The 24,792-nt window shown below is 70.4% G+C and carries 26 protein-coding genes and 1 tRNA gene; 14 read left to right on the forward strand and 13 right to left on the reverse strand.

Annotation, left to right across the window (positions count from 1 at the left end):
• Positions 1-139: 139 nt before the first annotated feature.
• Both ACF08F_RS02050 and ACF08F_RS02055 read left to right on the forward strand, forming a co-directional pair.
• Positions 140-1,321: a glycosyltransferase 87 family protein gene (locus tag ACF08F_RS02050; protein WP_392296558.1), complete on the forward strand. Its 1,182-nt coding sequence runs from the start codon at positions 140-142 to the stop codon at positions 1,319-1,321.
• On the forward strand, positions 1,318-2,583 hold the full coding sequence (locus ACF08F_RS02055; RefSeq protein WP_392296559.1) for a glycosyltransferase family 4 protein: 1,266 nt from the start codon (positions 1,318-1,320) through the stop codon (positions 2,581-2,583). Before ACF08F_RS02050 ends, ACF08F_RS02055 begins: the two co-directional genes overlap by 4 nt.
• Positions 2,584-2,646: 63 nt before the next feature.
• On the opposite strand, the gene ACF08F_RS02060 is transcribed toward ACF08F_RS02055, so the two are convergent.
• Positions 2,647-3,159 carry a hypothetical protein gene (locus tag ACF08F_RS02060; protein ID WP_392296560.1) on the reverse strand — a complete coding sequence of 171 codons (513 nt, stop codon included), beginning with the start codon at positions 3,157-3,159 and terminating at the stop codon, positions 2,647-2,649.
• Positions 3,160-3,647: 488 nt separating this feature from the next.
• On the opposite strand from ACF08F_RS02060, the gene ACF08F_RS02065 reads away from it, so the two are divergent.
• Positions 3,648-4,922 carry a M23 family metallopeptidase gene (locus ACF08F_RS02065; RefSeq protein ID WP_392296561.1) on the forward strand — a complete coding sequence of 425 codons (1,275 nt, stop codon included), beginning with the start codon at positions 3,648-3,650 and terminating at the stop codon, positions 4,920-4,922.
• A 331-nt stretch (positions 4,923-5,253) separates the two neighbouring features.
• On the opposite strand, the gene ACF08F_RS02070 is transcribed toward ACF08F_RS02065, so the two are convergent.
• The 3 genes from ACF08F_RS02070 to ACF08F_RS02080 all read right to left on the reverse strand — a co-directional run bounded on the left by ACF08F_RS02070 (position 5,254) and on the right by ACF08F_RS02080 (position 6,693).
• A complete protein-coding gene (locus ACF08F_RS02070) occupies positions 5,254-5,700 on the reverse strand; it encodes a DUF2267 domain-containing protein (RefSeq protein ID WP_392296562.1) in 447 nt (148 codons plus the stop codon).
• 47 nt (positions 5,701-5,747) lie between these two features.
• The gene (locus ACF08F_RS02075; RefSeq protein WP_392296563.1) at positions 5,748-6,143 is read right to left on the reverse strand and encodes a DUF2267 domain-containing protein; all 396 of its coding nucleotides are present in this window, start codon (positions 6,141-6,143) and stop codon (positions 5,748-5,750) included.
• Positions 6,144-6,258: 115 nt separating this feature from the next.
• Positions 6,259-6,693, reverse strand: a complete 435-nt coding sequence (locus ACF08F_RS02080; RefSeq protein WP_392296564.1) for an Hsp20/alpha crystallin family protein — start codon at positions 6,691-6,693, stop codon at positions 6,259-6,261.
• Positions 6,694-6,821: 128 nt separating this feature from the next.
• Here ACF08F_RS02080 and ACF08F_RS02085 point away from each other — a divergent pair, with 128 nt between their 5' ends.
• Together ACF08F_RS02085 and ACF08F_RS02090 are read left to right on the forward strand one after the other, a co-directional pair.
• Complete coding sequence (locus ACF08F_RS02085) at positions 6,822-7,484, forward strand: HSP18 transcriptional regulator (RefSeq protein WP_392296565.1); 663 nt, start codon at positions 6,822-6,824, stop codon at positions 7,482-7,484.
• Positions 7,485-7,533: 49 nt separating this feature from the next.
• Positions 7,534-7,908, forward strand: coding sequence for an STAS domain-containing protein (locus tag ACF08F_RS02090; protein ID WP_392296566.1), 375 nt, complete (start codon positions 7,534-7,536; stop codon positions 7,906-7,908).
• A 260-nt stretch (positions 7,909-8,168) separates the two neighbouring features.
• Here ACF08F_RS02090 and ACF08F_RS02095 read toward each other — a convergent pair.
• Positions 8,169-8,239, reverse strand: a tRNA-Gly gene (locus tag ACF08F_RS02095).
• Positions 8,240-8,412: 173 nt separating this feature from the next.
• Between ACF08F_RS02095 and ACF08F_RS02100 the strand changes: the two genes are divergently transcribed.
• The 3 genes from ACF08F_RS02100 to ACF08F_RS02110 all read left to right on the forward strand — a co-directional run bounded on the left by ACF08F_RS02100 (position 8,413) and on the right by ACF08F_RS02110 (position 9,739).
• The gene (locus ACF08F_RS02100; RefSeq protein WP_392296567.1) at positions 8,413-8,586 is read left to right on the forward strand and encodes a hypothetical protein; all 174 of its coding nucleotides are present in this window, start codon (positions 8,413-8,415) and stop codon (positions 8,584-8,586) included.
• Positions 8,587-8,652: 66 nt separating this feature from the next.
• On the forward strand, positions 8,653-9,228 hold the full coding sequence (gene dcd, locus ACF08F_RS02105; protein WP_055642613.1) for a dCTP deaminase: 576 nt from the start codon (positions 8,653-8,655) through the stop codon (positions 9,226-9,228).
• 13 nt (positions 9,229-9,241) lie between these two features.
• The gene (locus tag ACF08F_RS02110) at positions 9,242-9,739 is read left to right on the forward strand and encodes a phosphoribosyltransferase (protein ID WP_141302456.1); all 498 of its coding nucleotides are present in this window, start codon (positions 9,242-9,244) and stop codon (positions 9,737-9,739) included.
• Between the two features lie 188 nt (positions 9,740-9,927).
• On the opposite strand, the gene ACF08F_RS02115 is transcribed toward ACF08F_RS02110, so the two are convergent.
• From ACF08F_RS02115 to ACF08F_RS02135, 5 genes are all read right to left on the reverse strand, one after another.
• Positions 9,928-10,101, reverse strand: a complete 174-nt coding sequence (locus ACF08F_RS02115; RefSeq protein WP_392296568.1) for a hypothetical protein — start codon at positions 10,099-10,101, stop codon at positions 9,928-9,930.
• 245 nt (positions 10,102-10,346) lie between these two features.
• Positions 10,347-10,721 (reverse strand): hypothetical protein, encoded by a 375-nt coding sequence (locus ACF08F_RS02120; RefSeq protein WP_392296569.1) that lies wholly within the window; start codon positions 10,719-10,721, stop codon positions 10,347-10,349.
• Positions 10,722-10,878: 157 nt separating this feature from the next.
• Positions 10,879-11,820 (reverse strand): Yip1 family protein, encoded by a 942-nt coding sequence (locus ACF08F_RS02125; protein WP_392296570.1) that lies wholly within the window; start codon positions 11,818-11,820, stop codon positions 10,879-10,881.
• 189 nt (positions 11,821-12,009) lie between these two features.
• A complete protein-coding gene (locus ACF08F_RS02130; protein ID WP_392296571.1) occupies positions 12,010-14,265 on the reverse strand; it encodes a (Fe-S)-binding protein in 2,256 nt (751 codons plus the stop codon).
• A gap of 107 nt (positions 14,266-14,372) precedes the next feature.
• The gene (locus tag ACF08F_RS02135; protein ID WP_392296572.1) at positions 14,373-14,861 is read right to left on the reverse strand and encodes a sugar transferase; all 489 of its coding nucleotides are present in this window, start codon (positions 14,859-14,861) and stop codon (positions 14,373-14,375) included.
• A gap of 266 nt (positions 14,862-15,127) precedes the next feature.
• Here ACF08F_RS02135 and dnaK point away from each other — a divergent pair, with 266 nt between their 5' ends.
• From dnaK to ACF08F_RS02155, 4 genes are read left to right on the forward strand one after another with little or no spacing between them, the layout of a single operon-like run.
• Positions 15,128-16,966, forward strand: a complete 1,839-nt coding sequence (dnaK, locus tag ACF08F_RS02140; RefSeq protein WP_392296573.1) for a molecular chaperone DnaK — start codon at positions 15,128-15,130, stop codon at positions 16,964-16,966.
• Positions 16,963-17,619 carry a nucleotide exchange factor GrpE gene (gene grpE, locus ACF08F_RS02145; RefSeq protein ID WP_392296574.1) on the forward strand — a complete coding sequence of 219 codons (657 nt, stop codon included), beginning with the start codon at positions 16,963-16,965 and terminating at the stop codon, positions 17,617-17,619. Before dnaK ends, grpE begins: the two co-directional genes overlap by 4 nt.
• A gap of 30 nt (positions 17,620-17,649) precedes the next feature.
• The gene (gene dnaJ, locus ACF08F_RS02150) at positions 17,650-18,828 is read left to right on the forward strand and encodes a molecular chaperone DnaJ (RefSeq protein WP_392296575.1); all 1,179 of its coding nucleotides are present in this window, start codon (positions 17,650-17,652) and stop codon (positions 18,826-18,828) included.
• Positions 18,829-18,832: 4 nt separating this feature from the next.
• Positions 18,833-19,276, forward strand: coding sequence for a heat shock protein transcriptional repressor HspR (locus ACF08F_RS02155; protein ID WP_392296576.1), 444 nt, complete (start codon positions 18,833-18,835; stop codon positions 19,274-19,276).
• 89 nt (positions 19,277-19,365) lie between these two features.
• Here ACF08F_RS02155 and ACF08F_RS02160 read toward each other — a convergent pair whose 3' ends face one another.
• Positions 19,366-19,833, reverse strand: a complete 468-nt coding sequence (locus tag ACF08F_RS02160; RefSeq protein WP_392296577.1) for a hypothetical protein — start codon at positions 19,831-19,833, stop codon at positions 19,366-19,368.
• A gap of 5 nt (positions 19,834-19,838) precedes the next feature.
• A complete protein-coding gene (locus ACF08F_RS02165; RefSeq protein ID WP_392296578.1) occupies positions 19,839-20,843 on the reverse strand; it encodes a helix-turn-helix transcriptional regulator in 1,005 nt (334 codons plus the stop codon).
• Between the two features lie 321 nt (positions 20,844-21,164).
• Between ACF08F_RS02165 and ACF08F_RS02170 the strand changes: the two genes are divergently transcribed.
• Positions 21,165-21,485, forward strand: a complete 321-nt coding sequence (locus ACF08F_RS02170) for a hypothetical protein (protein ID WP_024755935.1) — start codon at positions 21,165-21,167, stop codon at positions 21,483-21,485.
• Positions 21,486-21,593: 108 nt separating this feature from the next.
• Here ACF08F_RS02170 and ACF08F_RS02175 read toward each other — a convergent pair whose 3' ends face one another.
• Complete coding sequence (locus tag ACF08F_RS02175; RefSeq protein ID WP_392296579.1) at positions 21,594-21,998, reverse strand: pyridoxamine 5'-phosphate oxidase family protein; 405 nt, start codon at positions 21,996-21,998, stop codon at positions 21,594-21,596.
• Between the two features lie 123 nt (positions 21,999-22,121).
• Here ACF08F_RS02175 and clpB point away from each other — a divergent pair, with 123 nt between their 5' ends.
• Positions 22,122-24,713 (forward strand): ATP-dependent chaperone ClpB, encoded by a 2,592-nt coding sequence (clpB, locus tag ACF08F_RS02180; protein ID WP_392296580.1) that lies wholly within the window; start codon positions 22,122-22,124, stop codon positions 24,711-24,713.
• The last annotated feature ends 79 nt before the right edge of the window (positions 24,714-24,792 follow it).

The raw sequence follows: 24,792 nt of genomic DNA on the forward strand, positions 1-24,792 counted from the left end.
TCCATGGTCCGCGCCGGCCCGGGCGCGCGCGTCGCCGCACGGGTTGACTCCGCGGACGGATGTCATGCCACGGGTCGAGTCCCGGGTCCGGAGCCTCGGTTGACGCCCTCCGCCCCCGGAATTCCTACCGTCGGTGGGCATGACGAGGAACCTCGAACGGTACGTGGGGCACATCCGGTCCATACGGCTCCAGGCGCGCCACGAGCGGTACGCGTGGGCCGGCTGCGCTGTCGTCGCGCTCGGGCTGGCCCTGGTCTCGGAGCTGGGGCCGCACCGGGCGTGGGGAGCGGTGGCGGGGACGGGCTACGCGGTCGCCGCGCTCCTGGCCTGCGGTGAACGCTCCCGCCCGGCCGCCCGGGTGGTCGCGTCGGCCGGGGCCGTCGTGGTGCCGCTCGTCTCGTCGGTGGCGGCCGGAACCGGACAGCTGGAGGTCGCGGTCGTCGAACGCTCGGGACGGCTGCTGCTCACGACCGGCAGCCCGTACGTCTCCGATCCGACGGCCGTCGGCGACTTCAACCCCTACCTGCCCGGGACGGCGCTCTTCGGCGCGCTGCCCGGGGATCCGCGCTGGTGGCTGGGCGGCGTCTTCGTGGCGGCGCTCGCAGCGGCCGGCCTGCACCGCGTGGGGCTCCTCGCCTGCCCCCTGATCGCGCTGCCCTTCGCGGTGGGCGGGACGGACCTCCCGGTCGCCGGCCTGATGTGCCTCGGCATCGTCCTCGCCGGGCGGGGGCGGCCCGGCCGCGCGGGGCTGGTGCTCGGCGCGGCCGCCGCGCTCAAGTGGACGGCGTGGCCCGCGCTGCCCGTGGCACTGGCGCTGCTCGCGGCGGGCCGGGGCGGCGGCCGGTCCGTGCCGCGGTACGCCGCGGCGGCCCTGTCCACCGCGGCGGTGGCGGTGCTGCCCATCGCCCTCTCCGACCCCTCAGGCCTCTACCGGAACGCCGTGGCCTTCCCGCTCGGCCTCACCGGCACCGCCTCACCGGCCGCGAGCCCGCTGCCCGGCCGTCTGCTCGCGGAGCACGTCCCCGGCGGCACGTCGATCGCGCTGGCGCTCCTCGTGGTGAGCGCCCTGTTCATGGCGGTGTCCCTGGTCGTGCGGCCGCCGGCGACGACACGGTCGGCGGCGGCCCGGCTCGCGCTCGGGCTGGGCCTGGCGATGTCCCTGATGCCCTCGACCCGCTTCGGCTACCTGGTCTACCCGCTGACGCTCGGGGCGCTGGCGTACGCGACGCGGGGGCGCCGAAGCACCACGAAGGACGCCCCTGCCACACCCATCACCCCCATCACCCCCATCACCGCTTCCCAGGAGGTAACTGCCGTATGAAGCCCGACTCCCGCCCCCGCACGCTGATCGTCACCAACGACTTCCCGCCCCGGCAGGGCGGCATCGAGACGTTCGTCCGCGAACTGGCCGACCGCTTCCCACCCGACGAGGTGGTCGTCTTCACGTCGTCACCGCCCTCGACAACACCGACCCCGCCCACCCCGGCCCCACCCACCGCAGGGGCATCCACCCCGACCGCACCCACCCCACCCCCCTCCCCACCGTCCCCGGAATCCGCCGAATCCGCCGAATCCGCCGAACCCGCCGAACCCTTCCCGTACCCGGTGATCCGCCACCCGGCACGCACCCTCCTGCCCACTCCCCGGGCCACCGCGCACGCCGCGTCCGTGGCGCGCCGATACGGCTGCGACCGGGTCTGGTTCGGCGCGGCGGCGCCGCTCGGTCTGATGGCGGGCACACTGCGCCGGACGACGGACATCCGCACCGCCGTCGCCACCACGCACGGGCACGAGGTGTGGTGGGCCCGCACCCCCGGGACCAGGTCGCTGCTGCGCCGGATCGGCACGGAGGTCGACGTCCTCACGTGGCTGGGCGAGAGCACCCGCAGGCCGATAGAGGCGGCCCTCGCCCCGGGGACCCGCACCGCGCGCCTGGTCCCCGGGGTGGACACCACGGCCTTCCGCCCCGCCCTGGACGGCGGCCCGGTGCGGGCCCGTTACGGTCTGGGCCGCCGCCCGGTGATCCTGTGCGCGGCCCGACTGGTCCCGCGGAAGGGGCAGGACACCCTGATCAGGGCGCTGCCCTGGATCCGGAGGGTGCTCCCGGACGCCATGCTGCTCCTGGTCGGCGAGGGCCCCCACGCGCCCGAACTGCGCCGGCTCGCCGTGGCCGAAGGCGTCGTGGACGCGGTCGTCTTCGCGGGCGGCCACCCCCACCACACCCTTCCCTCCTTCTACGCCGCCGCGGACGCCTTCGCCATGCCCTGCCGCACGCGCAGGGGCGGTCTGGAGGTGGAAGGTCTGGGCATCGTCTACCTGGAGGCCGCAGCGTCCGGACTCCCCGTCGTGGCGGGCGACTCGGGAGGAGCGCCCGACGCGGTGCGCGAGGGCGAGACCGGCTACGTCGTCGACGGCCGCTCGGTGGCGGCGACGGCGGACCGCCTGACCAGGCTCCTCCGCAACCCCGGAACGGCGCGCGAGATGGGCGAGAGGGGCCGCAGTTGGGTCCGGAAGGAATGGGCCTGGGACCACTCCTACGCGACGCTCGCGGAACTGCTCGGCGCATCCGGGCACGAGTCCTGAAGGCGCACCAAGATGGGCCCTGATCCGGTGCGGGGCGATCCCGCCCCCCGGGTCCTGCCGCCGTCAGTGCTTCAGGAGCAGCTTGAAGCCGACGATCAGCAGGCCGAGCAGCAGGTTGACGGTGGCGGTGACGGCCACCTGGCGCCATGAGGCGCCGACCCGGCGGGCGGCCGCCGCGGACCAGCCGATCTGACCGGCGATCGCGACTCCGAGTGCCAGCCAGAGGGTGCCGGGCATGTCCAGACCCAGCAGCGGACTGACCGCGACCGCCGCGGCGGGCGGGACCGCCGCCTTGAGGATCGGCCACTCGTCACGGCAGGCGCGCAGCACGATCTGGCGGGTCGCGGTCCGCTGCGCCAGCCGCTCGCCGAACAGCGTCGCGTGGACGTGCGCGATCCAGAAAACCGCCCCGGTGAGCAGGAGGAGCAGCACGAGCTCCAGGCGCGGAAACTGGCCCAGGCTGCCGGCACCGACGACGACGGAGGCCGCGAGCATGGACCCGTACACGGCGCCGGTGTAGTCGGCGTGCTCGCGACGCTCCGTCCGCCGGGCCACGACGTCCTCGCTTCGGCGCATTCCGGCCTCCAGCAGATTTCGACAGAACTCCCTCCAGCATGAAGTCCCACCGGAAAACCCGCCCGCCGCCGCACAGCCCGACCGCTCGGACCGCACCGACCGGACAACGACGAAGCCCCAGGTCGCTGACCTGGGGCTTCGTGAGAAGAGCGGATGACGGGAATCGAACCCGCGCCATGAGCTTGGGAATCACCGCTGCTTTGGCCGCCCACATGGCCTCTGACCTGCGGACAAGTCTCTTCGCGGGTCCTGCCGGGAGGCTCTGCTCACACCCGTGGTGACCGCTGTTCACCGTCCTGGAGGGCACGGATGGGGCACGTACCGGCTTCCACCCGGCGGTCCGGTGCGGCTGGACGGGTGTAGTTCTGCACCGGCCTCCGGCGCTGTGCGCGACGAGCGCCGCGTCGCCGGATTACATGGGCCTGCGCCCCGGCGCGGGGCGTGCCGGTGCCCTTCGCGGCCCCGGACCCGACGACTGGAAGAGCACCATGGCAGAGCGCCACCCTCGCAACCGCACCGGCCGCGGCCCGCTACGTCGCGGGCTCGCCGCCGCCCTGCTCGCGGTCGGCATGCTGACGGCTTCGACGACACCCGGATACGGCACAGGCGAGGCCGCGCCGGTGCCCGGCCCCCAGTTCACGCCGCTGACGGCGGCGGTGATGACGGAACCGGCTCCGTTCGTTGCCACGGACGGCAAGACGCACCTCTCGTACGAACTGCTCACCACGAACGCGCTGCCCAGCAGCGCACGGGTGCGGCTGGACCGTGTCGAGGTCCGGGACGCCCGCACACACCGGGTGGTGGGATCGCTGAGCGGGCAGGCGCTGGCCGATGCCGCCAACCCGGTGGGCGACCCCCTGCCGGGTGCGGACGGGTATACGCCGGCGCCGCCGGGGCCGACGCCGACCGTGATCCCGGGCTCCCAGCAGTGGGTCGTCTGGATCGACCTGGCCCTCGACCACGGCCAGCGGGTGCCCAAGGTCCTTGAGCACCACCTCTCGGGCGCCGTCCTCACTGCCTCCGGCTCCGCCCCGTTCGAGGAGACGGTTCAGGTCACCCCGACCGACCGCACCGCGCCGCTGAACCTGAACGCACCGGTCCGCCCCGGCACCTGGTACTCCAGCGAATCGTGCTGCGGCAACACCCACCACCGTCGCGGCCTCGGCCCGATCAACGGCCGCTTCTACGTACCGCAGCGCTTCGCGATCGACTGGTACCGGGTCGGCGAGCAGGGGCAGACCTGGGAGGGCGACCCCGCGCGGCTCACCAGCTACCTGAGCTACCGGCAGCCCGTCGTGGCGGCGGCCGGCGGCCGAGTGGTGGAGGTCCAGGACGGGATCCCGGACAACACGCCGCCCGTCACGCCGCCGGTCCCCCCGATCGAGGAGACCGTCGGCAACCACGTCACCGTGGAGGTCGCGCCCGGCCGCTACCTCCTCTACGCCCACCTGAAGCCCGGCTCGCTCAGGGTCCGGGAGGGCGACCACGTCGAACCCGGCCGGGTCCTCGGGCTGATCGGCAACAGCGGCAACTCGACCACGCCGCACCTGCACTTCCAGGTGATGACGACGCCCGAGTTCTTCCCGACCGACAGCCCCCCGTTCACCTTCCGGAAGTTCCGCGTCGTCGGACACGTCGAACCCCGCATCTGGGACGACAACCTGGGCCTGCAGCCCACCGGCGTCCTGCCGATCACGCCCTCGCCGTACGACGGCCCCCACCGCGCGCGGTACCCGCTCGACCGCGAGGTGCTGGAGTTCTGACCGGATTCCGGTCGGGCCGACGATCGAGACAACGACGAAGGCCCTGGTCTCTGACCAGGGCCTTCGTCCAAGAGCGGATGACGGGAATCGAACCCGCGCTATAAGCTTGGGAATCACCCTGCACTTGGGCCTGCTGTGGCTGCTGACCTGCAAAAACGTGGGCAGAGGGGGCTCTCCTGGGCACTTCGCTGGGCCCCTTGGTGACCGTTGTTCACCGCCGCTACTGGCACGTTGTGGCACGGCATTCCGTGCGAGCTCCGGGGTGGGGCTTTCTCTCGCTGTCCCTGGTGCTGTGCGGATCAAAACCCGCAGTCCTGCGCAGCCGGTCACATCAGGCGGCACGCTGAGGCTGCTGCCTGAGTTCTGCCTGGCCGAAGAGGAGCGCGTAGCCATCGGGAAGCTGATGGAGGATCCGGCCGAGGAGGCCGGGACCGGTGAGCCGTGTCACGACGGCGAAGACGGCGCCGGTGTCCCAGCGGGCGATGGCCGGGCTGGTGCCGGCCCGGGTGGCGATGTCCTTGATGAAGGCCCAGCCGGTGAGTCGTTCGGTGTCAGGGGTCTGAGCGGTCAGGGCGAGGGCGGCCTCGACGGGCAGGCATCGTGCGAGGTCGACGCGTTCGTCCCCGACGAGCTGCCGTCCGAGGGCGGCGAGGACGGTACGGACGGCTTCCTCGGCGCGTTCGCGGGTGGGATACGCGCCTTCGTAGCGCACGCGTTCCAGCATGTGCTCGAACGTCATGGCGGGCTGGGCCGGGTTCGCTCGAGGCTGGTCGTACATGGTGCTTCGGTTGCCTTTCTCTGAGAGGGGCGGTCCTCGGCCGGCGGTCAGACGGCATGGGGGTGGCCGAAGAGTAGGTCGTATCCGGGCGGGAGCTGGAGCAGGACCTCGTGCATGAGGGGGTCTCCCGCCGCGGCGGCCACGGTGGACAGGACCGCGCCGATGTCCCACAAGGCCGTCTTGTCAGTGGCGCCTTCGATCCAGGCTGCGGTGGCGCGGACGAAGCGTTCGGGGGAGAGCGGCTCTGCGGCCTGCAGGGGGTTGAGGAGGATCAGGGCGTAGGCCTCGGGAAGGCGGGCGGCGAGTGCCGCTCGCACGGATCCGACCAGGTGGGCGCCCAGCAGGGCCAGGACTACGCGGGCCACCCGTTCGGCTTCCTCCTGGGTCTCGTACTCGCCGCGTTCCTGCACGTGGTCCAGAAAGGCTTCCCTGCGCATCGACATCTCACGTCACCTCCAGGGGAGGGGCGAAGGAAGGGGAGGGCGCGGAGGACGGGGTGCCGGAGGGGGATCGGGTTCCCCGTCCTCCGCTGCTGGTGCCGGGTGGTTGCCGGGCCGGTCAGCCGGAGATCTGCTTGCGGCCGGAGTCGCCGCCGATCGCGATCTTCCGCGGCTTGGCGCGTTCGGCGATCGGGATCCGCAGGGTCAGGACACCCGCGTCGTAGTCGGCTTCGATGTGCTCGGTGTCGAGGGTGTCGGCCAGCATGAGCTGGCGGGAGAAGACACCGAGGGGCCGCTCGGAGAGCTCCATCTGCACGCCGTCGGACTTCTCCGCGGGCCGGCGCTCGGCCTTGACGGTCAGCATGTTCCGCTCGACGTCGATGTCGATGGCCTCGGTGCTGACACCGGGGAGGTCGAAGGCGATCACGTAGGCGTCGCCCCGGCGGTAGGCGTCCATCGGCATCACGGACGGCTTCGACCATGTGCCCGACGCACCAGAGAACTGCTGAAGGATCCGGTCCATCTCGCGGAACGGGTCGGTGCGCATCAACATCGCGAAACACCTCCAGTTGGTTCAGGCAGAAACTGCCAATGCGCTTCAACGTGCTCCCGTTGTAACATGTCATCGAAACGATGACAAGCAGGAAGTCATCAGGAGGATGACAGACCACGGAGACCGTCATGAAAGAGGCCGCAGAGCCGACCGCGCGCGTCACCTTCCTGGCTGCCGCCGCGGCGCTGGAGACCATCAACCAGGCCGTCAGGGAAGCGCAGGAAGCCTCTGCGAACACATCGGGAGCACCGCCGGCAGCGGGCGCGAACCCCCACCCGGCGTTGGCCGCCCTGCTCATGCTGCGCGAGGTCCGCGAGCAGCTGGGCGGCTGGGAGACCGGCCTGATCGAAACCGCCCGCAGTGAGGGCGCCAGTTGGGCCGACCTCGCCGGCCCCCTCGGAGTCGCCAGCCGCCAGGCCGCCGAGCGCCGCTACCTGCGCCTGCGGCCGGGGAGGGTCGGAAGTACGGGCGAGGAACGCGTCCAGGCCACCCGGGACGCCCGCGCTGCCGACCGCAGCGTGGACGTGTGGGCCCGTGACAACGCCGCCGACCTGCGCCGGCTCGCCGGCCAGATCACCGCTCTCACCGGCCTCGCCGATGACGCCGAGGGTGCCATCGGCGACCTGAACCAGGCCCTCGCCCACAACGACACCGCCCGACTCGTCGGCCCGCTGACCGGTACCCGCGCCCACCTGCGGCCCGAGGACGCCGAGCTCGCCGAGCGCATCGACGCCATGACCCGACACGCCGACCAGCTCCGCCAGGACGCCCGCGATCAGCGCAGTACGTGACCCGCACCCCCGGTGTCGGAGACGTTCGTAGATGCAAGGAGTGATCACCATGGCCGGACAGCTTCCCCAGCACCCCGGCGGCAATGGCATCGACGTGGAGGTCCTGGACCACGCCGTCACGATCAGGCCCATGGGGGAAATCGACATCGATACGGCACCCGCCTTGCACCGAGCCCTCTCCGATGCCCTCACTCACGCTTCGGCGGCCAAGCCCGTGGCGCTCGACTGCAGCGGTCTCACCTTCTGCGACTCCTCAGCGCTGAACGCACTCCTCGCCGCGCGCCGCGCAGCCCAAGGGACCGGCACTGTCATCCGCCTGGCGGCCCCCCGGCCCCAGCTCCAGCGTCTTCTGGAGATGACAGGCGCCCGGTCGCTCTTCCCTGTGGACCCAGATCCGCCGGCCGGTCGACAGGTGCGGGGGTAGGCGCTGCCTGACCGGACGCGTCCGCCAACTGCCTCTTCAGGGGCGCGAATTCGCACTGGGCGGCTGCTGCTGCGACGCGGGTCACACGAATTGCGTCTCGTGATGCGAGACGCGGTCGCGTCCGGGAGGTGTGAATGGCGCTCGGACAGTCCTCCGGCCTGGGCAACCCTGCGAGTCGGGGCACGCGGAGGGCACGGAAGGCCCTGACAGGTCTAGACAATGACGAAGCCCCAGGTCGCTGACCTGGGGCTTGGTAGAAGAGCGGATGACGGGAATCGAACCCGCGCTATAAGCTTGGGAAGCTCATGTTCTACCATTAAACTACATCCGCACAGCGGACGGGTGATCCGTGCCGCATCGTTGCACACTGTACCCCATGCGCCACTTCAGGCGAAGCTCGCGCCCCCGCGTGTGCGGGTGGGTGCGGAGCGGCGCCTGGAGGGTGTCCTGTTGATCCCCTAATGTGGCTGTCTCGTCCACCGCATGTGTAGGGGAAGGGACTTGATGGGTTCCATGGAGCGCACCGTCGTCCGCTGTGCCGAAGGGCACGTGTTCAGTACCGCCACGTTCCCGCTCCAGCAGCTCGGGGCCGGGCGGATCGGGCCCGGGCGGCTCATCCGGTGTCCGCGGTGTGCGCGGCTGCGGCACGCGGTGCCCGTGGTGCTCGGCGAGCGCTGACGGTACCGGTGGGCGCGGGACCCTGCCGATTGGGGCAGGTCCGCGCCCTCTGCGTATCGTGGGGGCGTGCTTCTCTCAGACAAGGACATCCGGGCCGAGATCGATGCCGGACGGGTGCGCATCGACCCGTACGACGAATCCATGGTGCAGCCCTCGAGCATCGACGTGAGGCTTGACCGCTTCTTCCGGGTGTTCGAGAACCACCGCTACCCCCACATCGACCCCGCCGTCGAGCAGCTCGACCTGACGCGCGAGGTCGAGCCGGAGGGCGACGAGGCGTTCATCCTGCACCCGGGCGAGTTCGTGCTCGCCTCGACCTACGAGGTCATCACCCTGCCGGACGACATCGCCTCGCGCCTGGAGGGGAAGAGCTCCCTGGGGCGGCTGGGGCTCGTCACGCACTCGACCGCCGGGTTCATCGACCCCGGCTTCTCGGGCCACGTGACCCTGGAGCTGTCGAACCTCGCCACCCTGCCGATCAAGCTGTGGCCGGGCATGAAGATCGGCCAGCTGTGCATGTTCCGGCTGAGCACGCCCGCCGAGTTCCCGTACGGGAGCGAGCGGTACGGCTCCCGGTACCAGGGGCAGCGGGGGCCGACCGCCTCCCGCTCCTTCATGAACTTCCATCGGACCCAGGTGTGAGGCGGTAGCCGTCATGAGTGAAGTACGCGAGAACCTGACGTACGAGGGCTTCGGCAAGGCCGTCCGTGAGCTGGCGCAGACCATCGCCGACGACGGCTACGAGCCGGACATCGTCCTCTCCATCGCCCGCGGCGGTGTCTTCGTCGCCGGCGGTCTGGCCTACGCGCTCGACTGCAAGAACATCCATCTCGTGAACGTGGAGTTCTACACCGGCGTGGGCACCACCCTGGAGATGCCGGTCATGCTGGCGCCCGTGCCCGACGCGATCGACTTCTCCGACAAGAAGGTCCTGATCACGGACGACGTCGCCGACACCGGCAAGACGCTCAAGCTCGTCCACGACTTCTGCGTCGACCACGTCGCCGAGGTCCGTTCGGCCGTCATCTACGAGAAGTCGCACTCGCTCGTGAAGTGCGAGTACGTGTGGAAGAAGACCGACGAGTGGATCAACTTCCCCTGGTCGGTCGAGCCGCCCGTCGTGAAGCGCGAGGGCCAGGTCCTCGACGCCTGAGCGGATCGATCCGACGATGCGATCCGACGATGCGATCGGACGACGCGATCCGACGATGCGAGCCCGTGGCGTGATGTGGTGGCGTGATCCGCGACGCGATCCGGTGGCGTGATCTGTGCGTGAACGAAAGGGCCCTCGTCGACTTCGGTCGACGGGGGCCCTTTCCTTTTTCAGCGGTCCGGGAAATGTCAGTCCCAGACGTAAAGGCCCCAGCCCGCGGACTCGCGGTGACAGTAGTACGACGAGTATCCGTGTCGGACGTAGTAGCTGCCGCCGCCGTGGCACTGCGACTCGGAGCTGTAGTGCGTGATGAAGTGCATCGACGTCGGTGCCGCCGGTGCGGCGGAAGCGGTGCTCGTCACCGCCCCCGTCATTCCGAAGGCGGCGAGTGCGGTCGAGAATATTGCTATGCGGGCAAGCTTCCCGGACATAAAACTCCTCGATTGTTGGAAATCGATTCCATGCGGTGAGTCCCGGGTGATCCTCTCATCTGTCTGTGCCATGTCAACGGAATTGCTGAGGGTGGCGGAAAAGCGATCTTGGCGGCCAAACGGAATTGCCGACGCCGGTCGTGAATCAGAATTCACGAACAGTCGACGAAACCCGCTCAATCGACCAGGTTGGCCAGCGCCCCGTACGTGTTCGGGCCCGGGACCCCGTCCAGGGGGCCCGCGTAGCCGCCCGCCGTCGCGATCTTCTGCAGGGTCGTCGACGACGCCTCGCTGATCCGCGAGTCGATCGGGCCGCTCATGCCGGGGCTCGACGGCGTCGCGGCGGTCGCGACGGTCGAGGAGCTGGTGCGCCGCAGCCCGGCGCGCGGCCTCACCCCGGGCGCGAGCACGCCCTCGGGCTCGCGCCGGGCGACCTCCTGGAGTTCTGGGCCGACGGGACGGAGGAGGGGGCGGACCCGGCCGCCCCGGCCGACCCCGCGGCTCGCAAGGACTGGTGGCGCATCGGCCGAGGCCGCTGAGCGGACGCGCAAGGCGGAAGGCGGGCAGCGGGTGGCGGGCGGCGGGTGGCGGGCGGCGGGTGGCGAGTGGCGGGTGGCGAGTGGCGGTGGCGGGAGGCTGGCAGCGGGAAGCGGGAAGCCCTCCGGCGCCGTGCGACGGAGGGCTTCCCGATGTCTTCGTACGTCGTCGCTACAGCATGCCGAGCTTCGTCAGGCTCAGCAGCGCGACCAGCTGGATCGCCGACGCGCCCAGGGCCTTCGGCCACGGGAGGTCGTGCGAGCGGCTCACCATCATCGTGAGCAGCGCGCCGAGCGCGAGCCAGGTCAGCCAGCCGAGGACCTGGACCAGGCCGTTCTCGCCGCCCAGGAAGAGCGCGAAGACGAGCCGGGGCGCGTCCGTGATCGACATGATCAGCATCGACAGGCCCACGGTCGGCTGCCAGGAGCCGTCACCGCCGAGCTGGCGGGCGAGCGTGTGCGTGACCGCGCCGAGGATCAGTCCGCCGAGGACGAAGCCGAGGGCGGTCATCAGGACGTACGGGATCGCCGTCGACAGCGTCGCGTTGATCGCCTCGTCGCGCGCCTTGTCGAAGCCGAAGATCGCGAGCAGGCCGTAGAGGAAGGTGACGATCAGCGCCGGGCCCCAGACGGCGTGGTCCCGCATCCGGAGGAACGTGTCCGCCGGGCGCAGCACGATGCCGCTCAGGAGCGCCTTCCAGGGGAGGCGGGGGCCGACCGGGACGGGGGCGGGCTGGTAGCCGCCACCGCCGTCGCGGTACGGGTCGTCGACGCTGAACATCTGCGTGTGGCCCGGGTTGTTCGCCGTGCCGGGGTGCGCCTGCGAGGGCGGCTGCTGGCCGTAGGGCTCGCCGAAGTACTCCGGCTCGCCGTACGGCTGCTGCTGGCCCTGGGGCCCGCCGCCGTACTGGCCGCCGCGCTGACCGCCGTACTGGCCGCCCTGCGGACCGCCCTGAGGACCGCCGTACTGCGGGCCGCCCTGCGGGGGCCACTGCTGCTGCGGGTACGACGGCGGAGCCGCGTTGTGCCCGTAGGGCGCCTGCTGCGGTCGCTGCTGCTGCTGTTGCTGCGGGGGGCGGTTGTCCCGGCCGCGTCCGTTCCTGAATCCAGCCACGCATTGAACGTACCCGCTCGGGCTGTGGAGGCGCTCCTCAGGCCGCCCCTTGCCACTGAGCTGTGACATCCCCTAGGGGACGTCCGCGGGGCACCCTGGTGGCCCGGCACCGCCGAGACGTACGGGAGAGGGCCGCCCCGCGATCACGCGGGGCGGCCCTCTCTCACGTACCGACTGCTACGTCACCGGCTACTTCGCCGGCTCCGGCTCCTCGGCCGGCTCCGGCTCCGGGTCCACCGGGGCCTTCACCGATTCGAGGAGCAGCTGGGCCACGTCCACGACCGTGACGGCCTCCTTGGCCTTGCCCTCGTTCTTCTTGCCGTTGACCGAGTCGGTCAGCATGACGAGGCAGAACGGGCAGGCGGTGGAGACGATGTCCGGGTTGAGGGACAGGGCCTCCTCGACGCGCTCGTTGTTGATGCGCTTGCCGATCCGCTCCTCCATCCACATCCGGGCACCACCGGCGCCGCAGCAGAAGCCGCGCTCCTTGTGGCGGTGCATCTCCTGCTGGCGCAGGCCGGGGACGGCGGACATGATCTCGCGCGGCGGCGTGTAGACCTTGTTGTGACGGCCCAGGTAGCAGGGGTCGTGGTAGGTGATGAGGCCCTCGACCGGGGTCACCGGGATCAGCTTGCCCTCGTCGATGAGGTGCTGGAGCAGCTGGGTGTGGTGGATGACCTCGTACTCGCCGCCGAGCTGCGGGTACTCGTTCGCGATGGTGTTGAAGCAGTGCGGGCAGGTGGAGACGATCTTCTTCGCCGACTTCGGCTTCCTGGTCGTCTCGTCCTCGTCGTCCTCGCCGAACGCCATGTTCAGCATCGCGACGTTCTCCTGCGCGAGCTGCTGGAAGAGCGGCTCGTTGCCGAGGCGGCGGGGGGAGTCACCGGTGCACTTCTCGTCGCCGCCCATGATCGCGAACTTGACGCCCGCGATGTTGAGCAGTTCGGCGAAGGCCTTGGTGGTCTTCTTGGCCCGGTCCTCCAGGGCGCCGGCGCAGCCGACCCAGTACAGGTAGTCGAACTCGGAGAGGTCCTCGACGTCCTTCCCGACGATCGGGACCTCGAAGTCGACCTCCTTGGTCCACTCGACGCGCTGCTTCTTGGCGAGACCCCAGGGGTTGCCCTTCTTCTCCAGGTTCTTGAGCATCGTGCCCGCCTCGGACGGGAACGCGGACTCGATCATCACCTGGTAGCGGCGCATGTCGACGATGTGGTCGATGTGCTCGATGTCGACCGGGCACTGCTCGACGCAGGCGCCGCAGGTGGTGCAGGACCACAGGACGTCGGGGTCGATGACGCCGTTCTCCTCGGCGGTGCCGATGAGGGGGCGCTCCGCCTCGGCGATCGCGGAGGCGGGGACGTCCCTCAGCTGCTCCTCGGTCGCCTTCTCGTTGCCCTCCATGTCCTTGCCGCCGCCGGCGAGCAGGTACGGGGCCTTGGCGTGCGCGTGGTCGCGCAGCGACATGATGAGGAGCTTCGGGGAGAGCGGCTTGCCCGTGTTCCAGGCGGGGCACTGCGACTGGCAGCGGCCGCACTCGGTGCAGGTGGAGAAGTCGAGGATGCCCTTCCAGGAGAACTGCTCGACCTGGGAGACACCGAAGACGGCGTCCTCGGCAGGGTCCTCCCAGTCGATCTCCTTGCCGGCCGTGGTCATCGGCTGGAGCGCGCCCAGGGCGGTGGAGCCGTCGGCGTTGCGCTTGAACCAGATGTTCGGGAAGCCGAGGAAGCGGTGCCAGGCGACGCCCATGTTGGTGTTGAGCGAGACCGTGATCATCCAGGTGAAGGACGTGACGATCTTGAGGCAGGCGAAGAAGTAGGTCAGGTACTGGATCGTGCTCAGGTCCAGGCCGTCGAGCAGGGCGATCAGCGGGTACGAGGCGAAGAAGCCCGGCTCCCAGCTCGTCACGTGGTGCTGGACGCCCTCCAGGGCGCGGAGCGTCATGATGCAGACGCCGACGATCAGGATGACGGCCTCGACGAAGTACGCCTGGCCCGTCTTGGAGCCGGCGAAGCGGGACTTGCGGCCCGCCCTGGTCGGCTTGCTGAGCTGCCGGATCACGATGAGGGTCACGATGCCGAGGACCGTCATCAGGCCGAGGAACTCGGTGAAGATCTCGTACGGCAGCCAGTCGCCGATGATCGGGATCAGCCAGTCGGCCTGGAAGAGCTGGCCGAAGGCGTTGACGATCGTCAGGAGCAGCGAGAAGAAGCCCACCGCGACGAACCAGTGCGCGAAGCCGACGATGCCCCAGCGGTTCATCCTGGTGTGGCCGAGGAATTCCTTGACCAGCGTGATGGTGCGCTGCTTGGGGTCACCGGTGCGCGTGCCGGCGGGCACCGGCTGACCGAGCCGCACGAAGCGGTAGATCTGCACGGTGGCGCGGCCGAACAGCGCGACGGCCACCACCGTGATGGCGATCGACACGATGATCGCGGCGAGTTGCATGACGGGCTCCTCGGGCGGGCCTACTAAGCGGTAACTTATTGAGTTCCCGCTGAGATTACCCGGTCACGGCGCCGCGCTGTAGCGGCGCTCGCGGTGATATGTGTCGCTCAGGCAAACCTTGCCGCGCGACGCCTGCGGACTGCTGGAAGCGTACGCGCCAGGATGGCGAGGTCCATCCCCAGCCAGTGGTGGTCCACATAGTGGAGATCGAGCAGCTCGCGCTCCTCCCACGGCAGCTCCGAGCGCCCGCTGATCTGCCAGGGCCCGGTGAGCCCGGGACGTACGGAGAGACGGCGGCGACCCTCGCCCGTGCACTCGCGGTGGGTCGGGGTCAGCGGACACGGTCCGACCAGCGACATGCGGCCCGCGACCACGTGCAGGAGCAGGGGCAGTGCGGCCAGCGGGCTCTTCGTGCGGAAGGTCAGCATCGTGAAGGCGCGGCCGTGCAGTCCGGCCACCGTCCGGCGGCGCAGCACGCCCCGCCCGGGGGCCGAGTCGCCGAGCGCCACCGAGAGGGCGACGGCGGCGAGCACAGGGGAGAGGACGGTCAGGAGGGCGAGACCGCCCAGGACGTCGAAGGCGCGCTTGGCCGTCATTCCCCACACCCTTCCGAGTGAACCGATGAGAATCATGGGATATTCGTGGGATATGCCTGCTTTGCCCGGCAAGGGGCATCCGGACTCTCTCATGCGTGCCCCGGTCCGGAGCGGGATCGACGCGCTCAACCCCTCCCTATGGGCCTCATTGAGCCACCGGGCGAGTGAAGAGTTGAGCCACCCACACTCAGGTCTGTTGACGCACCGGGGGGTGTCGTGCATCCTTGAGTCAGATCCACTCAAGTCAGTCAGCTGGAGGAATTGAAATGGCACGTGCGGTCGGCATCGACCTGGGCACGACTAACTCCGTCGTCAGCGTTCTGGAAGGCGGCGAGCCCACCGTCATCACCAACGCCGAGGGTGCCAGGACCACGCCGTCCGTCGTCGCCTTCGCGAAGAACGGCGAGGTGCTCGTCGGCGAGGTGGCCAAGCGCCAGGCCGTCACCAACGTCGACAGGACCATCCGGTCGGTCAAGCGCCACATGGGCACCGACTGGAAGATCGAGATCGACGGCAAGAACTTCAACCCGCAGCAGATGAGCGCCTTCATCCTGCAGAAGCTCAAGCGTGACGCCGAGGCGTACCTGGGCGAGAAGGTCGTCGACGCGGTCATCACCGTCCCCGCGTACTTCAACGACTCCGAGCGTCAGGCCACCAAGGAGGCCGGTGAGATCGCGGGCCTCAACGTCCTGCGCATCGTCAACGAGCCGACCGCGGCCGCCCTGGCCTACGGCCTCGACAAGGACGACCAGACGATCCTCGTCTTCGACCTCGGTGGCGGCACCTTCGACGTGTCCCTCCTGGAGATCGGCGACGGCGTCGTCGAGGTGAAGGCCACCAACGGTGACAACCACCTCGGTGGTGACGACTGGGACCAGCGCGTCGTCGACTACCTGGTGACGCAGTTCCAGAACGGCCACGGCGTGGACCTGGCCAAGGACAAGATGGCTCTCCAGCGTCTCCGCGAGGCCGCGGAGAAGGCGAAGATCGAGCTCTCGTCCTCGACCGAGACCTCCATCAACCTGCCGTACATCACGGCGTCCGCCGAGGGCCCGCTGCACCTGGACGAGAAGCTCACGCGCGCCCAGTTCCAGCAGCTGACCTCGGACCTGCTCGACCGCTGCAAGGTGCCGTTCCACAACGTCATCAAGGACGCGGGCATCGAGCTCCGCGAGATCGACCACGTCGTCCTCGTCGGTGGCTCCACCCGTATGCCGGCCGTCGCCGAGCTCGTCAAGGAGCTCACCGGTGGCCAGGACGCCAACAAGGGCGTCAACCCGGACGAGGTCGTCGCCATCGGCGCCGCCCTCCAGGCCGGTGTCCTCAAGGGTGAGGTCAAGGACGTCCTGCTCCTCGACGTGACCCCGCTGTCCCTCGGCATCGAGACCAAGGGCGGCATCATGACCAAGCTCATCGAGCGCAACACCACGATCCCGACCAAGCGGTCCGAGATCTTCACGACGGCCGAGGACAACCAGCCGTCCGTGCAGATCCAGGTCTACCAGGGCGAGCGCGAGATCGCGGCGTACAACAAGAAGCTCGGCATGTTCGAGCTGACCGGTCTGCCGCCGGCGCCGCGTGGCGTCCCGCAGATCGAGGTCGCCTTCGACATCGACGCCAACGGCATCATGCACGTGACCGCGAAGGACCTGGGCACGGGCAAGGAGCAGAAGATGACCGTCACCGGCGGCTCCTCGCTGCCGAAGGACGAGGTCGACCGCATGCGCCAGGAGGCCGAGCAGTACGCGGACGAGGACCACCGCCGCCGCGAGGCCGCCGAGTCCCGCAACCAGGGCGAGCAGCTCGTCTACCAGACGGAGAAGTTCCTCAAGGACAACGAGGACAAGGTCCCCGGTGACGTCAAGGCCGAGGTCGAGGCCGCGCTCGTCGAGCTGAAGGAGAAGCTCAAGGGCGAGGACACCGCCGAGATCCGCACCGCCACCGAGAAGGTCGCGGCCGTCTCGCAGAAGCTCGGCCAGGCGCTGTACGCCGACGCCCAGGGCGCCCAGGCCGCCGGCGGCGACGCTCCGAACGCGTCCAAGGACGACGACGTCGTCGACGCCGAGATCATCGACGACGAGCCCAAGAAGGGCGGCCAGGCGTGACCGAGGAGACCCCGGGCTTCGAGGAGAAGTCCGACGTCCCCTCCGGCGCCACCCCTGACGACGCCGCCGAGGCCGTCGACTCCTCGAAGGAGGAGGCGACGGCCCCGGCCGGGGACGCAAGCAGCCAGAAGTCGGCCGGTACCGCGGGCCTCACCGCCCAGCTGGACCAGGTCCGTTCCGCGCTCGACGAGCGCACCGCGGACCTCCAGCGGCTCCAGGCCGAATACCAGAACTACCGCCGCCGCGTGGAGCGGGACCGGGTCACGGTCAAGGAGATCGCCGTCGCGACGCTCCTGTCCGACCTGCTGCCCGTCCTCGACGACGTCGGCCGGGCCCGGGACCACGGCGAGCTCGTGGGCGGCTTCAAGTCGGTCGCCGAATCGCTGGAGACCGTCGTCGCCAAGATGGGCCTGCAGCAGTTCGGCAAGGAGGGCGAGCCCTTCGACCCGACGATCCACGAGGCCCTGATGCACTCGTACGCGCCGGACGTCACCGAGACGACCTGCGTGGCGATCCTGCAGCCGGGGTACCGGATCGGCGAGCGGACCATCCGGCCCGCGCGGGTCGCGGTGGCCGAGCCCCAGCCGGGCGCCACGCCCGGTTCCAAGGAAGAGAAGGCCGACGAGGAGAGCGGTGCCCCCGACGAGGGGTGACGCAACGATCGTCCGGAAGGAGGGACGTCGATGAGCACGAAGGACTTCGTCGAGAAGGACTACTACAAGGTTCTCGGCGTCCCCAAGGACGCCACCGAGGCCGAGATCAAGAAGGCGTACCGGAAGCTCGCCCGCGAGAACCACCCGGACGCCAACAAGAACGACGCCAAGGCGGAGGAGCGCTTCAAGGAGATCTCCGAGGCGAACGACATCCTCGGCGACCCCAAGAAGCGCAAGGAGTACGACGAGGCCCGCGCGCTGTTCGGGAACGGCGGCTTCCGGGCCGGCGGCCCGGGCGGCGGCTCGTTCAACTTCGACCTGGGCGACCTCTTCGGGGGAGCCCAGGGCGGGGCGGGCGGCGGCGGCTTCGGCGGCGGTGGCGGCATCGGGGACGTCTTCGGCGGCCTGTTCAACCGCGGGGCCGGCCCGGGTGCGCGCACCCAGCCGCGCCGCGGCCAGGACATCGAGTCCGAGGTGACGCTCAGCTTCATCGAGGCCGTCGAGGGCGCGACCGTACCGCTGCGGATGTCCAGCCAGCAGCCGTGCACGGCGTGCTCCGGCACCGGCGACAAGAACGGCACGCCCCGGGTGTGCCCGACCTGCGTCGGCACCGGGCAGGTCTCGCGCGGCAGCGGCGGCGGCTTCTCGCTCACCGACCCGTGCGTGGACTGCAAGGGCCGCGGCCTCATCGCCGAGAACCCCTGCGAGGTCTGCAAGGGCAGCGGCCGGGCCAAGTCCTCCCGCACCATGCAGGTCCGCATCCCGGCGGGCGTCTCCGACGGGCAGCGGATCCGGCTGCGCGGCAAGGGCGCGCCCGGCGAGCGCGGCGGGCAGAACGGCGACCTGTACGTCGTCGTGCACGTCGACGACCACGCGGTCTTCGGCCGCAAGGACGACAACCTCACCGTCACGGTGCCGGTCACCTTCACGGAGGCGGCGCTCGGCGGCGAGATCAAGGTCCCGACGCTCGGCGGCCCCGCGGTGACGCTCAAGCTGCCGGCGGGCACTCCGAACGGCCGGACCATGCGCGCCCGTGGCAAGGGCGCGGTCCGTAAGGACGGCACCCGGGGCGACCTCCTCGTCACGGTCGAGGTCGCGGTGCCGAAGGAGCTGGACGACAAGGCACGTGAGGCCCTGGAGACCTTCCGCGAGGCGACCGCCTCCGAGGACCCCCGGGCGGAGCTGTTCCAGGCCGCGAAGGGAGCGTGACCCCGTGGACGGGCGCCGACGCAATCCGTACGAACTGACCGACGAGTCGCCGGTGTACGTCATCTCGGTGGCGGCCCAGCTCTCCGGTCTGCACCCGCAGACCCTGCGGCAGTACGACCGTCTCGGCCTGGTCTCCCCGGACCGCACGGCGGGCCGCGGGCGGCGCTACTCGGCCCGTGACATCGAGCTGCTCCGTCAGGTGCAGGCGCTGTCGCAGGACGAGGGCATCAACCTCGCCGGCATCAAGCGCATCATCGAGCTGGAGAACCAGGTCGCGGCGCTGCAGGGCCGGATCGCCGAGCTGTCGGCCGCGGTCGACGGCGCGGCGGCGGCGATGCGCCAGCGCGAGGCCCAGGTGCACGCCTCGTACCGGCGCGACCTGGTGCCGTACACCGACGTGCAGCAGGCGAGCGCGCTGGTGGTCTGGCGCCCGAAGCGCGGCGAGTAAGCGCGGCGAGTAAGCGCGGGCACCAGCTTTCGCAGGTACACGCGAGGCCCCCTCCACCACGGTGGAGGGGGCCTCGCGCGTGTACTCCGCTACGGGATCATCTCGCCCACGATGTCGCCGAGGGTCTCCCACCAGGGCGCCGCCCCGGTGCCGAAAGCGGCGGCCAGGGCCGTGCCGACGGCCAGGTCGCGGGGGGTGGGCTCGCCGTCCCACTCGTCGATGACCCGGGCGTCGCCCGAGCAGGTGAGGATGCCGATCCGGCGCCCGTCGCGGGTGAGGCGGCTCTCGGTGTACCCGCAGGGCACGAGCCGGTAGCGGACGCCGTCGGTCCGGACGTCCACCCGGTAGGAGCGCCGCAGGAGCCGCCCGCGCGCGGGCCGGATGACGGCGGGTTCGCCGTCGACGCTGAGCGCGAGCAGGGCGGCCTTGCGGGTGCCTATGGGGGTGTGGGTGTCGGGGCCGGCCCCGGGAGCCCGTACGAGCTCCACGGTGGGCAGTCCCTGGCCGTGGACCCGGAGCGTCCCCGCGGGTCCGTCGAGGTCGATCTGTACGTACAAGGTGGTCAGTTGTCCTGTTCGAGGATGCCGGACTGGGCGATGAGGTAGCCGAGCTGGGCCCGGCTGCCGCTGCCGAGCGCGGAGGCGAGCTTGGCGATGTGGGCCCGGCAGGTACGGACGTTCATTCCGAGCCGCCGGGCGATGGCCTCGTCGACGTGTCCTTCGACGAGGAGCTTGGCGATGGACCGCTGGACGCCGCCGATGCCGTCCACGGACGGGCTGTAGGGGATCTCCTCCTCCCACGGCACGCCGTGCAGCCAGAACTGGTCGAAGACGCCGACGAGGTACTGGACGAGGCCTTCGTGGCGGAGTTCGAGGGCGACCTGCCGGTCGGTGCGGGCCGGGACGAAGGCGACCTTGCGGTCGACGATGATCAGCCGGTCGATGATCTCTTCGAGGGTGCGGAGTTCCAGCCCGTAGGGGGCGACCCGCTCCACGTACGCCAGCGTCGCGGGGTGGTGCCGGGCGGTGTGCTGGTAGAGCGTGCGCATCCGGACACCGCGGTCGAGCAGGGGTGCCATGCGGCGCAGGGCCGCTTCCAGCGTCTCGGGACGCCGTCCGCTGCCGGGCTGGATGGTGAGGAGCTCGGTCGTGCACTCGTTGATGACCCGGTCGAGCGTCGCGTTGATGACGCTGAGGCCTTCGAGGACCGTGATGGCCTGGGTGGCCGAGGGGTCCGGCGTGTGGATGGCGAGAAACGGTTCGAACGCGTCGGCCAGGGATATCGCGTGCTGGCGGCGGGCCTGTATCTCCTGCTCGATGGGGTGGATCAGCTGGTTGAGCGCTATCGAGGGCGGCACGGCGCGCAGCCACTGGCTGTCGTCCGGGTCCGGGTGGAGGAGGGAGAGTTCCGTCAGGCAGGGGGCGGCCTCGGCCTCGGAACGGGCGATCCGGCCTGTGCGGAGGGCGGTCGCGTACAGCTCCCTCCCGACGTCGCATAGCTCACCGTGACTGTGCTTATGGCCTGATTCGTCACCCTTGCGCATCATTCGCACCCCCCTCAGGGTCATGAATTACAGGAACATGATGCCCGGGTTGGCTGGTGGAAAGGGGCGATGGTGAGCCATCGTCTTAGCGCGGGGGGGAGGTAGTGATCAAAAGAGGTGGAGATCGGCCATGACCAGGATGGTTCGTGCACTTAGCGCCATAGCCGTTGCGGCGGCTGCTCTCGGTGCGCTCGCAGGCATCGGCGAGCCTTCGTGGGAGAGCAACCCGGCGCATGCGGTGGTGGCGGGCCCGAGCGAGCCCTCGTGGGAGAGCGCGCCGGCGCACGTCGTTCTCGCCAGTCCCGAGGAGCCCTCCTGGGAAATCGCACCCAAGGGTGCGGGCGAGTGAGCGTTCCGCCCGATGATCGCCGGTTCCGCCGGGAGATGGCTTCGGCCTATCGCTCCGGCTGGCACTTCGTCGACCTCGCCACGGCCATCCCCCACCGTGGCGACGCGCTGAAGGTCACCCTCTTCGGAGAACCGATCGTCGTGGCGCGCGAACAGGACGAGGACGTCCGTGCGTACCGCTGTCTCCGCCGCCCCCGCGGTGCGCCGCAGCCCATCCGCTGTGCCATCCGGTACGGCATGATCTTCGTCAATCTCGACCAGCGGGACCACCAGCTGATCGAGCCCGAGACCATCACCGCCACCCCCCGCAGTGCCTGAGCGATTCCCCCGTCGTTGTAGATCGCTCCGGCACTTCCCCCACACAGCGGCGCCATCGCGGACCTGAAACGCGATGGCGCCGCTGTGCTGCGCCCGAAGAGGCGTTTCTCAGGCGCGGCCCATCGCCCGGGTGAGGGCGATCTCGATGACGACCCGGTCCGGGTTCGGGGCCGGCGTCCGGCCGTACCGCGCGGCGTAGCGCTCGACGGCGTCCGCGACGGTGTCCGCCTCCGTACGGATGTGGGCGACGCCCTCCAGGGTGGCCCAGCGCCCCTTGTCGACCTGGCAGACCGCCACGCGCGCCCCGTCCGCGCCCGCCGCCAGGACGTTGGCGACCTTCCGGCTGTTCTTGTTGGTGATCACCCGCGCGTACCCGCCCTCGGGGTCGTACGTGACGCCCACCGCCACGACGTGCGGGGTGCCGTCCGCGCGCGGGGTCGTCAGGGTGCACATGTGGTACTCGCGCCAGAAGCTGAGGTACGAGTCGGAAGGGTTCCTCGGGTCTGTGGCCATGCCCCGGAAACTACCCGTGGCAGGAGTCCCGCCGAAAGATTGAGCGGAATGCACTCAACTTTGTGTACGTTGGAAGAGTCAGAGAAGGCAGGGTAGCCACAGCACCAAGGAGGAACACCGCACGTGGACGTCGAACTGACCAACCGGAGCCGGGACGCGCTCAACGCGGCCACGAGCCGCGCCGTGTCCGAGGGGAACCCGGATCTCATCCCCGCGCACCTGCTCCTGGCCCTGCTGGCGGGTCAGGACAACGAGAACATCACCGACCTGCTCGCCGCCGTCGAGGCCGACCAGGCGGCCGTACGCTCCGGCGCGGAGCGGCTCATCGCCGCCCAGCCGAGCATCACGGGGTCCACGGTCGCTCCCCCGCAGCCCAACCGCGAGTTCCTCGCGGTCATCGCCGACGCCGACAAGCGCGCCAAGGAGCTCGGCGACGACTTCCTCTCCACCGAGCACCTGCTCATCGGGCTCGCCGCCAAGGGCGGGCAGGCCGGTGAGATCCTCGACCGGCAGGGCGCGAGCGCGAACAAGCTGCTCGACGCCTTCGAGAAGAGCAGGGGAGGACGCCGGGTGACCACACCCGACCCGGAAGGGCAGTACAAGGCGCTGGAGAAGTTCGGCACGGACTTCACGGCCGCCGCGCGCGAGGGCAAGCTGGACCCGGTCATCGGCCGGGACCACGAGATCCGGCGCGTCGTGCAGGTGCTGTCCCGCCGCACCAAGAACAACCCGGTCCTCATCGGCGAGCCCGGCGTCGGCAAGACCGCCGTCGTCGAGGGCCTCGCCCAGCGGATCGTGAAGGGCGACGTGCCGGAGTCGCTGAAGAACAAGCGGCTCGTCTCGCTCGACCTCGGCGCGATGGTCGCCGGCGCGAAGTACCGCGGCGAGTTCGAGGAGCGCCTGAAGACCGTCCTCTCCGAGATCAAGGCGAGCGACGGCCAGATCATCACCTTCATCGACGAGCTGCACACGGTCGTCGGCGCGGGCGCCGGCGGCGACTCCGCCATGGACGCGGGCAACATGCTCAAGCCCATGCTGGCCCGCGGCGAGCTGCGCATGGTCGGCGCGACCACCCTCGACGAGTACCGCGAGCGGATCGAGAAGGACCCCGCCCTGGAGCGCCGCTTCCAGCAGGTCCTGGTCGCCGAGCCGACCGTCGAGGACACCATCGCGATCCTCCGCGGCCTCAAGGGCCGGTACGAGGCCCACCACAAGGTGCAGATCAACGACTCCGCGCTGGTGGCCGCCGCGACCCTCTCCGACCGGTACATCACCTCCCGATTCCTCCCCGACAAGGCCATCGACCTCGTCGACGAGGCCGCGAGCCGGCTCCGTATGGAGATCGACTCCTCGCCCGTCGAGATCGACGAGCTCCAGCGCTCCGTCGACCGGCTCCGCATGGAGGAGCTGGCCCTGAAGAACGAGACGGACCCGGCGAGCCGGCAGCGCCTGGAGAAGCTGCGCCGCGACCTCGCCGACCGCGAGGAGGAACTGCGCGGCCTCACCGCCCGCTGGGAGAAGGAGAAGCAGTCCCTCAACCGGGTCGGCGAGCTCAAGGAGCGCCTCGACGAGACCCGGGGCCGGGCCGAGCGCGCCCAGCGCGACGGCGACTTCGACACCGCCTCCAAGCTGCTGTACGGGGAGATCCCGGCCCTGGAGCGGGAGCTGGAGGAGGCGAGCGAGGCCGAGGCCCAGCAGGAGACGTCCAAGGACACCATGGTCAAGGACGAGGTCGGCCCCGACGACATCGCGGACGTCGTCGGCTCCTGGACCGGCATCCCCGCCGGCCGCCTCCTGGAGGGCGAGACGCAGAAGCTGCTGCGCATGGAGGACGAGCTCGGACGCCGGCTGATCGGCCAGTCCGAGGCCGTGCAGGCCGTCTCCGACGCCGTGCGGCGGACGCGCGCCGGGATCGCCGACCCCGACCGCCCGACCGGCTCCTTCCTCTTCCTCGGCCCCACGGGCGTCGGCAAGACGGAGCTGGCGAAGGCGCTCGCGGACTTCCTCTTCGACGACGAGCGGGCCATGATCCGCATCGACATGTCGGAGTACGGCGAGAAGCACTCCGTCGCCCGGCTGGTCGGCGCGCCTCCCGGCTACGTCGGCTACGAGGAGGGCGGCCAGCTCACGGAGGCGGTCCGCCGCCGCCCGTACAGCGTGGTCCTGCTCGACGAGGTGGAGAAGGCGCACCCGGAGGTCTTCGACGTCCTGCTCCAGGTTCTGGACGACGGCCGGCTCACCGACGGCCAGGGCCGGACGGTGGACTTCCGCAACACCATCCTGATCCTGACCTCGAACCTCGGCAGCCAGTACCTGGTCGACCCGCTGACCTCGGCGGACGTGAAGAAGCAGCAGGTCCTGGACGTGGTCCGGGCCAGCTTCAAGCCGGAGTTCCTCAACCGCCTCGACGACCTGGTGGTCTTCTCGGCGCTCGACCGGGCCGAGCTGGGCCGGATCGCGCGGCTCCAGATCGACCGCCTCGCGAAGCGGCTCGCCGACCGGCGGCTCACCCTGGAGGTCACCCCGGCGGCCCTGGAGTGGCTCGCCGAGGAGGGCAACGACCCGGCGTACGGCGCCCGGCCGCTGCGCCGCCTCATCCAGACGGCGATCGGCGACCGGCTCGCCAAGGAGATCCTCGCGGGCGAGGTCGTCGACGGCGACACGGTCCGCGTGGACCGGTTCGAGGACGGCCTGATCGTGGGTCCGGCCCGGTGAGCGGGCACGTTCTTGTCAGCCGGCAGCGGATCGCGGCCGGCGGGGCTCCCCCGAACCGCCCGACATGGGGGAGGATGGC

Source organism: Streptomyces sp. NPDC015130 (assembly GCF_043080005.1).
Lineage (GTDB): Bacteria > Actinomycetota > Actinomycetes > Streptomycetales > Streptomycetaceae > Streptomyces.